Here is a 9,383-nt window from a genome sequence, read left to right as displayed (position 1 = left end):
AAAAGCGATTGTAGAGCGTTTTAGAGCCTTCTAGGACTACTTGTCCTCTTAGCCCTTGCAACACCTACAACCTAAGTTGTGTAAAAACTCTAATCTCCTCCCACATTGAGATCAAATATAGTTGCCTTGCACCCATCAACACCTTCAGGTGTCATATTAAGATCTGCTTTGACAGGATGAACACTTTTGCGGCAGAGACTCAAATAGTATTGGGCTTTTTTCTGACTCTTAGGAACACCTGAACCCTGATAGTACATACTTCCCAAACTAGCATATCCAGCCCCCCAACCCATCGCACCTGCTTTTTTATAGTGCTCAATGGCTTTCCGGACATCCTTCTTAACCACTTTCCCACAGCCAGACTCATAGAGCTTGCCTAAACCCTCGTGAGCTGCAAAATCCTTTTCTTGGAGAGCTTCCTTGTAGTATTTAAGGGCTTGCTTGCAATCTGTCTCTGGATTTGTAGAAGTGTCATGGCCCCCGCTAGCTCCAATATAAGCCCAATACATCTTATTGCCTTTTTTGTAAGCTTTGCTTTCTCCTAGTTTGACCGCTTGCAAACCCGCACTAGATAAAGCCACCACCACAGCCACACGCAACACAGATCTGAAAACCATAACTTCCCCTTGTATGCTAACTAAAAGATTGGCAGTGTAGCACATTTTTGCAAATGTGCCAGTTTATGTCCTTTCACAGAACTATACTCCATAAACGCTCTACAACGCTTTTTAAACACAAAACGATGTTTAGTCCAAAGAACAAGCAGGCACACTCACCCAACAAGACAAGAGGAAGCTCAAAAGTATCCGTGAAGCAGAAAAGGCTTGTGTTAAGAAATGTAAGGGTAAAGATGACCCCCAGTTAAATCTTGTCTGTGAAGCACACTGCTTAGACTTGTTATGGAACAACTGGCCTCACTCAGTGCACAATACTAGATCGCTATGTGTGATAATTGTTTGATATACCCCACCCTCTATCTGTCGCTCTACGAGCCTCCTAGACCCCTTAAAGGATTTATACCCAAAATTTAAGCAATTCTAACAATCCAACAAACACTCAAAACTAAACATAGCGTTTCCTTGCATTCTAAGGGGTCAAATTTGCACGATATGGGGGGTGCTTTTTGGTAATTTCTTTTAATTTTATCGTTGCGTACGGTGCTTTAAAACGCTCAAAAATACAAAAATGACCATTTTTGATCCTATATCAATCTCAAATCAAGATTGTTGCTATCCACAACCAGCCACGTTTAGAAATTATAGACATAGTTGGCATAGATGGCCACATTGCGCCTAAAGGTGAGGTTTTTCCAAGTTCCCTTGTTGCCCCATGGTCCCATCTCTATGTACGTAATTTTAAAATACGGGTCGTCAATGGTGGGGATGCGCATACCCACTTCAAAGCCCTGATGTCTGGTGAAATTGGTTCTAAATCCGATATTGATAAGGAATTGCACAAATGTGGGCGAGAACGAGGCTCTGGACACATTGCCATCATTGGTGCTCGTCAAGTTACCATAATAGTCATTCATGCTAACACATTTGCCATTGCTTGTATAGATACACGCCCCACTAGCGTTTTTAGCCCCTCCCATAAACCAGCTGCTTCCCCCAATCATCAATCCTGCAAAAACACCATAGGTCTTGTGTCTTTTCTGATAGAAATTATAGAGCGCATCAGCACCCACCCCATAGAATAAGTTGCCAGAGGATTGGTTGTACCCGCCATTTTTGTTATAGTAAGTCCCACCCTGCGCGCTGAACAGGACATAGTAGCGCACGCCCCAATGTTTCTTTTTGCCAAAGAATTGTTTATAACCAGCTTGGAGATCTATCCCAAAGAGATTCCCACCGTAAGGGGCTTTGGTAGAGACTGGTATTCCATGGGGAAGTTCACTCTCTACAGCACTTTTAGCGTATGCGTAAAAGCTTGCCATATGATCGTTCTTATAGGTTTCTGCCTGTTGTAGGGTATCCCCCGATGCCACAAGAGTTGTTATATATTCTTGCTCGATTTCCTGTTGCTTCGCTTGTATCAGCTCTTGCAATGTAACCGGTTTAACTACATGTGTGTCAAAACCTGAAAAATAAGAGTACTCAAGACCGCCCTCTACAAAGAACCCATTTTTTTCCCCATTAAGAGGCACTAAAGAGAGAAAAGCCAAGATAGTTATCCACCATAGGGAATACTTAAAGCTTAAAAACTGCTTGCTAACTACCATCCTAGTCAAAGACTCCTTGCAAAAAGAGTAGAAACGACCATATCCTAGTAGAATTTTGTTTATTTTTCAAGGACTATCTCCATCATCCCCAGACCCATTAAAAATACTTAGCGGTATTAGAGAAACAATTGTGCGCATATGTGCCAAGTACTTCTAAGCCCGTGTCACAACATTAATGGCCTTAACGCCAAGTTAAAATAAATTCAAAGCAGGTAATTTGTTATTCAGGCGAGATTGTGATAATACAGTCCCATGCTCACAAGCAATGAAGTGCTTAACAAATCGTGGAAATGGAATGTATCTAGGATTTACGCACACAAAAACACCGCACACAAAAACACATTGTAGATTCGCCTCAAAGGACTTTGAGTTGCCATGCCACCTAAAGAAACAAGCAGTATCTAATCCGCCAATTTACCTATAACCCGTGCGCCTTAGCATCCATACCCTAAATTATTGTGGCTCTGAACGCTTAAAACCTCTCCACCCTCTTTTTGTGCAAGACCTACATTTTGCAGAACACACAAGCACGGCTATTATTTGGAAGCAATGGAGCAGGTAAATCCACTTTAATCGGCACACTCTTGGGTTTTCGCTTGGACTTCCACACAAAAGCTAGTCTCAATGGGATAATTTATGCCAACACCGCTCCACCCTTGCGCACTAAAATGGGCTATAGCACACCTTTTTTAAACTTCACCCCAGGACTAAAAGCCAAAGATCTTTTAGAGTTTTACAAAAATCTGTATGGCCCCTGCCCACTACAATTTTTCCCAGAGTGATTGGAGAGCTTTGGATATTTTAGAGAATAACATACACGCCACAATCGCCCAAATAGGCAAGACTAGCCCAAAAGTAGCAAGGGAATTAGAAGTCAGAGTGCAAATGGCTTTGAGTGGATTTGCTGATCTTAAAGAGGCTTTGCCTAAAGCTTTAGCACAAGCGAAAGCCATCCAAGAGCAAGAGCAAAAGGGGGATGGTGGCAAACATATTTAGACTTTAATTTTGTGCTTTTTTGGTAGAAAAATTATGGAGAATTTCCATTAAAATATTGCAAAAAATATTCAAAAATATTTTATTATTTTTGGATTTTATCCCTTAGATTTTGCAATAATGTTAATGTCAATCGTGTCTAATTTTGCATATTTTTCAAAGGCATTGAGCTACTCAGCACACCAAAAAAAACCTTAATAAATACATTGCAAAAACAAGCATAAAACTCCTATTTTATGGGCTTTTATTGCAGTCATTAAAATTATTTTTAATTTTTGTATTTTAATTATTTTATATAATTATATTAATTAAATAATTTATTAGTATTTAATATTAATAAATTAAATAATATTAATAAATATAATTATAAAATATTCATAAATTAAATTAATAATTAATTTTTAAAATAATTCTATTAATTAATTTGTGCTATAATAAACCCATCTCACAATCAAGGGAGCCAGCCATGTTTGACATCACTTCTACAGAAGACATCACCCACTATGCCTTACGCCTACAAGAGATTAAAGAAAAAATAAAACAAGCCGGTCTGTTAGAGTTGTTTGAGGAAGCCCTAGAGATTCAAGAGGGCTTTGAGCACCTTTTAGCCCTATCTAACAAAAATAAAAAAATGCTTACAACGGAGCTTAGTGGCAAAAGACCTGTAGGCAGACCTAGAAAGGTGTTACTAGGGGCTACAACAGCCATGCAAGCCAAAAAAGAAAAAAGAGATCAAGAGACCACACAGATTAACCAAGTTGCCACAGCCACACAAGAGGAAAGCACACAAGGGGAGCAAGGGGGTGCAAAGAATGAAGCCAGCCCACAAGCTCAAAGACAGACCCCACAAAGCACCCCCCAAAACACACACGCCACACAGACAGAGCAACAGCAAGGGCTAGGCATTTCTAAGCTCTCTAACCCCAAAGCACCCCAAAAGACAAGGGGCAGAAAGCCTAAGAGAGGTAGCTAGCAACCAACATCTAATACCCTAGGGGCATAGGGCTGTAGTGTGCTAAACTCCACACAAAGCCTATACAATCAACCCACAAGGAAAAAATGAAAACTGCCACAAAAACCACCCCAAAGACTCTATTTGACACCCAAGAACCCCCTTTAACCCCTACGCTCTCGCTCTTTTATATGGGAGATAAATACAAGCTCATGCCCCACTAAGACCCCTATTCCCCACCCCCATTAAAGATGCATAATTCGTAACCAACACTTCTTGGCTGGGGGCGTGTTTGTGCTTGGTTTGGTAGCTGGAATTGGCGTAGCTGTATGTCAAGGGGTGGATGTGCCACCTTTGTGCTCTGCACCATTCTAAGAGCAAACTATGCTTTGCCCCCTTATGCTCGATCACATTAGAGAGTGCAAATTGAATGCTCCTATGGCTAGCTCTCTTTAAAAAGTGCAATAAGTCCAGCTCATCACCCACAGACCATCCCCCATTTTCGTTGTAGCTCGCACAGCCCAAGAGATAGGGCGGGTCAAGATAGAGAAAATCCTTAGCACTCAAGGTGCTTAAATCCATCGCTCTAAAATCCGTGCATAAAAAAGAGTCCCCTTCTATCCTTGCTTGAAAAAGCTCTAACTTGCGTCTAAGCCTTGCATTGAAATCCCGCTTGCCTACGGGCAAATTAAAGTTCCCCTTAGCGTTAAAACGCATTTGGTTATTAAAGGCAAAGATCAACAACACCAGCAACAATAAGGGCTCTTTTCTATGGTTATAACTCTCTCTCAGCCTTAAAAACGCGGGCTTGTTGTGTGCGCTTAAACCTTTGCTAGAAGTGGTATTGTAATGGGGGTAACCATGCAGATGAGACTGACTGAGTCCATGCATGGCGATGACCTGATCGATTTGTTGCTCTAAATTGGGGGTGCTTTGGATGTATGCCAACAGCTCAATCAAGGCGGGGTTTTTATCCACGCCCACTACCCGATGTGCCCTAACATTGCTCCCCACATTAAAGCCCCCACAAAAGATGTCGTAAAAGGTGTGGATATTGGTTGGGAACTTGGGGAGTATTTGGGGCAAGAGCCGAAATTTACCCCCCGTGTAATTAAGGGGTGATTGGATCAAGCTCTGCCTTAGTCTGTGTATTTTTTAAATTAATTTTAAGTTTATGGGGATGGACAGCGCATAAAAACAGCCGTTCTTGGTGATTGGTAATGGCGGACTTACCCGCACTAAAGGGGGTGCAATCCTTGCTAAAGACAGACAATACGCCCTTTTGCCCCAAAATCTCTAAGATGTCAGCATCGCTGATCTTGGTGTTGGATCGGGGATTCGCACTATGGGTGTTGTTATAAGAAAAGAGAATATAACGGGCTTGCAAGCTGTCTATGAGCTCTTTAAAATGCACTTTGGCATCTTTTAAGCAATACTGGCTTCTTAGTGCGCTTAAATCCATCTTGCCAGCACTCCCAAAAACGGGGGGTTTAGTGTTGCGGGCGATGTTTTCTAAGAAGTGGTAGGCATTGGCGTATTGGCGTGAGTTGTAAGGGGGGTCTAGATAGACAATATCGGCAGATAGGCACTTTGCAAGGGCGTTGGCATCCATGTTGAAAATTTGGTTATGGGTGTTGTGGGTGTCGGCAATGACGGGCATACGCAATTCTAGGGGCATTTCTAGCTCCCCATTTTTGCGGTAGGCATCGTAATGCCCCACCGTGTTAGCGATCCGATCAATGGCGTAAATGAGAGAAGTTACCAAGATAGAATACTCCCGCTCATTTACTTCTTTTTCTTTAAGCTTTTCATCGAGATCATCGCGAATCCATCCCACTAGCTTAAGATTTTTGGCACTTAAGTAGGTGTTGCCAAAGGTTTGGCTGTAGTAGTTATCAGCCAAGTTGGTGGCTTGGTTGTAATGGGTGAGTAGGTGCAAGATCAAATCCCTATCGTAGGGCATATGTGAGAAAAAGCACACATAGGCGTGGTGGTTGCATGCTAGAAGGTCATTAACTACGATGTCAAAGCTGGGGTTGAAGTGGTGGGCGACCACCCCCGTGCCCGCAAAGAGATCAGCAAAGCTCTTGCACCCGTGCGTGTGCTGGCGTATCACTTGTTCGATCAAGTCTAGCATGTGTGCCTTGCCCCCCAAATAACGGCGGTTAGCGATGTTAAAGGTTTTCATGGGCGCATAGAGCTTGCACCGCTTGCCAAACTTCTTTATGCCAAGTGTGGGCGATGGGCTTGGGGTTGTAATAGCTGTAATCTTTAAAAATCGTGGCGATCAACGCCTTAAAGTCGGGCTTTTTCTCTAAAAGATAGCCGAGTTGTTTGGTGTCTAAAGCAAAGATTTTAACCCCCTGTGTGCTGGACTTATAGCGTGTGTGCTGAAGTTGTATGTAGGCACTCGCTCTAAAAAGATTGATGACATTGACATCAAGTTTGTCAGCGATGAAAAAGACATAAGAGTTTCGATTGTGCTGATCGTTTTGGGCGCTTAGGTTTGTTCCATGCCTGATGACGGGCTCTAACTCCCCCCGCTTTTGGGCGTTTTGATCCATGAGGGTAACTTCTAGCATGGTGTCAAATGTGGCATGGCGTGCGATGATGTCGCCATCCCCACCCGGGGCGTGCGACAAGGGCAAGCCATCGGCATCTAGGCTTAGTTTCATGCTGTCCCGTAGATTGAAGTCTTTGCCACTGATCCTATGCCACACAATGGCACTGATGTATTCAAAGATGGTCGGCACGCTGGCGTTATCTGTAACTTCTTTTTGGATTTTGGGGTGTTGCTTTTTATCGCCAAACAGCTTTAAGAGGGCGCAAAGCTGGCTGTCTGTGTAACGATTCTCAAGCTTGGCTTCAAATTGGCGGTCGTCTTTGTTTTTTAAAAAATCTTTGGTAGAAATTTGGGGCGCAATTTGGCACTTAGCCCTAATACGCTTTTCAAGGCTCTCTAGGGCGTTTTGGTCTAGGTTTAGTATTTCTATCAGGCTTAGGTCTTGCTGAAGGCTGGTGGCCATTCTAGGGGGCAAGGATTGCGTTTCTAAGATGACTTGGTTTTCAGGGCTAAAAATTTCTTGGATCACTTCTCTTTGCTTAAGGCTCACCAAACCATTGCTAAAGCTGATGATCCCAGAAACCCTAAAGACACGAATCAGCACATCGCTATACTCTTGCACAAGGTCGTGGTGCTTGGAATGGCGATACATCTGGTAGAATTGGTGGTTAAACTCTTGTAGATTGGGTGCGTTAAACAGGGCGTTTTCTTTGCTAATGAGCGACTCTATGAAAAAGGGCTTGCCAAACCCAAAGGCTTTAATAACAGCTGGATCAGAGCCAATGGCGTGCAAACTCTTTAGGTTTTGGGGGTTTTTGGCGTGGTAAAAGTCTAGGCAAGCTTGGTAGAATTGCCCGTAGAGAGCTGTTACTTTTTTGCTTTTGCGGTTTTTAAAGTGGGTGTAAAATTGTGTATTTTTGATGGGGGCGTTTGCAAAATGCACTTCTTGGCTATCTGTGCATAGCGCGTTGATAAAAACATCGATGTCTTGCTTGTTCTCTACAACCCTTTGATAGCCATCAAAGATGCTTGTCAGTTGTTCTGCGTGTTGTGTGGGTTCTAAGCTTAATAAAATCTTGCAAAAGTGATCTTGGAGGATTTGTGGGTGTCTTAGTAAGAGTGCAAGGGCTATGCGGTAAATATAAAGGGCACATTCACCCTGATACACCCCTAATTTGAAAAGTTGCCGTAAAAACGCAAGGTTATCTGCTCTTAAGCCTAGCAAGTTTTCTAAAAAATCTGGCTCAATTTTATTATGCAAAAAGGCTAAACCTGCTGGGGTCAATGCCCGTTTTTCGTCTATAAAGCCTATTTTAACGAGTGCATTGCTGTAGGTTCTTGCCCGCTTGGCTTGCTCTGCTGGAGCGATGTCTTTTTCTGGTGGCTTGATGAGAGCACTCTCTAGCACATTTAAACCTAGTAATGACTCTAATGACTCCGATTCAATTTTGTTATTTAGATAAATTAAACCTTCCGGTGTCAATGCTTGCTTGTCATCTATAAAACCTATTTTAGTTAGCACATTGCCGTATGTCTGTATGTGCTTGGCATTTGGCTTGCCCTGCATAGATGATATTTCCTTTGGTGGTTTAATAAGACCACTACCTAGCACATAGCGGTAAAACAGCTCCTGCGAGCCGTTGTATATGTCCCACTTTAGGGGCAAATCTTGCAAACCCTGCAGTAGGATTTTGTAGTCGCTGGCAATCTCTTTGCGCCTAAAGCTGGTATCTCCAAGATTGATGGGGGAGTTTAGTTTTTTGGCGATCATTGTAGGTCATCTTTTTGTTGTGATTGTAACACACTTCATCATTTTAGTTTATTCTACTCGTATTTTACACTCCACAATCCCCCACAACCGCTTTCAACGCCAAAACATAGTTTAAATTTCTAGCATTGGGTCTTGCGTTCTATAGACCCTTCCAAACCTAAAATAAGTGTCATTATCTCCAGACTACAAGCACTCTAACCAATTGGGGACTTTTAGGGTGTTTTTGCAAAACAAAGCATCTTGTCCTTTTTGTCTCTTGCCCTATATTGTTTCTACCCACCTAGAATGTTCCACAATCGTTATCTTACTCCTAACCTATCCCCCCAACCCTAGTCTTGCATTGCAAAAGCGTTCTACAGCCAAATATAAAGCAAAATTCCTACTTCTAAAGCCTCTATTGGGGGTTTGGGGGGGGGTTTCTGTCCCCTAAGATATAAAATATCTATGATAGTCAAGCTCTAGCTTGACCTACTAATTCTGCAAGACACGTATTTTTTGCAATTTCCACCATTTTTAAGTTTTTCTTGCACGTGGGTTTTTAACATTTTAGCTCCCCATTAAAACTCGTGCTGTAAAAAGCTCGTGGAGATTAATAGGTAGTATTCATAAATTCCAAAATGGAACAAGCATCAGAATGTCCTAACTCTGCAGCTTTTTTAAGGAATTTTAAGGTTTTTTCATAATCTTGTTTTTTGCAAGCCTCTCGAGCTATGCAAAAATATTGATCGCTATCCTTCTCAAACATACACGACCTTTCTAAAATTACACAAAATTATAGCAACGCTCAACACTCTTAAAAATAAAAATGATTCTATGCCAACGCCAATTTTATTTTTCCATTTTAAGTAACTTTAGCTAGAATAATGGCATGGAAAAATCTTCA

The 9,383-nt window shown here is 42.1% G+C and carries 7 protein-coding genes; 2 read left to right on the top strand and 5 right to left on the bottom strand.

The window, feature by feature from the left end; genetic code table 11:
- Positions 1-89 precede the first annotated feature (89 nt).
- Together C5684_RS08065 and C5684_RS08060 are read right to left on the bottom strand one after the other, a co-directional pair.
- Positions 90-617: a tetratricopeptide repeat protein gene (locus tag C5684_RS08065; RefSeq protein WP_104639982.1), complete on the bottom strand. Its 528-nt coding sequence runs from the start codon at positions 615-617 to the stop codon at positions 90-92.
- Between the two features lie 632 nt (positions 618-1,249).
- Positions 1,250-1,936, bottom strand: a complete 687-nt coding sequence (locus tag C5684_RS08060) for an outer membrane protein (RefSeq protein ID WP_233707394.1) — start codon at positions 1,934-1,936, stop codon at positions 1,250-1,252.
- Positions 1,937-3,013: 1,077 nt separating this feature from the next.
- Between C5684_RS08060 and C5684_RS08050 the strand changes: the two genes are divergently transcribed.
- A complete protein-coding gene (locus C5684_RS08050) occupies positions 3,014-3,217 on the top strand; it encodes an abortive infection protein (protein ID WP_104641591.1) in 204 nt (67 codons plus the stop codon).
- Between the two features lie 463 nt (positions 3,218-3,680).
- Positions 3,681-4,187 (top strand): hypothetical protein, encoded by a 507-nt coding sequence (locus tag C5684_RS08045; RefSeq protein WP_104639981.1) that lies wholly within the window; start codon positions 3,681-3,683, stop codon positions 4,185-4,187.
- A gap of 189 nt (positions 4,188-4,376) precedes the next feature.
- On the opposite strand, the gene C5684_RS08040 is transcribed toward C5684_RS08045, so the two are convergent.
- Genes C5684_RS08040 through C5684_RS08030 form a run of 3 tightly spaced genes read right to left on the bottom strand, consistent with a single transcriptional unit; the run spans position 4,377 to position 8,500 of the window.
- Entirely contained in the window at positions 4,377-5,297 is a 921-nt protein-coding gene (locus C5684_RS08040; RefSeq protein ID WP_104639980.1) for a Dam family site-specific DNA-(adenine-N6)-methyltransferase, read from the bottom strand.
- Positions 5,278-6,354: a DNA adenine methylase gene (locus C5684_RS08035; protein WP_013882053.1), complete on the bottom strand. Its 1,077-nt coding sequence runs from the start codon at positions 6,352-6,354 to the stop codon at positions 5,278-5,280. The genes C5684_RS08040 and C5684_RS08035 overlap by 20 nt, the downstream gene beginning before the upstream one ends.
- Complete coding sequence (locus tag C5684_RS08030) at positions 6,341-8,500, bottom strand: AlwI family type II restriction endonuclease (RefSeq protein WP_233708720.1); 2,160 nt, start codon at positions 8,498-8,500, stop codon at positions 6,341-6,343. Before C5684_RS08030 ends, C5684_RS08035 begins: the two co-directional genes overlap by 14 nt.
- Between the last annotated feature and the right edge of the window lie 883 nt (positions 8,501-9,383).

The sequence above is a fragment of the Helicobacter bizzozeronii genome (genome assembly GCF_900196775.1).
GTDB classification, from domain to species: domain Bacteria; phylum Campylobacterota; class Campylobacteria; order Campylobacterales; family Helicobacteraceae; genus Helicobacter; species Helicobacter bizzozeronii.
Note: the sequence above shows the minus strand (reverse complement) of the source record. Positions and strands in the feature narration are given on the sequence as shown.

What these genes read in the sequence shown, in the direction of transcription:
- C5684_RS08030 (WP_233708720.1), bottom strand. Translation starts at nt 8,500, where the DNA reads ATGATCGCCAAAAAACTAAACTCCCCCATCAATCTTGGAGATACCAGC.
- C5684_RS08060 (WP_233707394.1), bottom strand. Translation starts at nt 1,936, where the DNA reads ATGGCAAGCTTTTACGCATACGCTAAAAGTGCTGTAGAGAGTGAACTT.
- C5684_RS08065 (WP_104639982.1), bottom strand. Translation starts at nt 617, where the DNA reads ATGGTTTTCAGATCTGTGTTGCGTGTGGCTGTGGTGGTGGCTTTATCT.
- C5684_RS08035 (WP_013882053.1), bottom strand. Translation starts at nt 6,354, where the DNA reads ATGAAAACCTTTAACATCGCTAACCGCCGTTATTTGGGGGGCAAGGCA.
- C5684_RS08045 (WP_104639981.1), top strand. Translation starts at nt 3,681, where the DNA reads ATGTTTGACATCACTTCTACAGAAGACATCACCCACTATGCCTTACGC.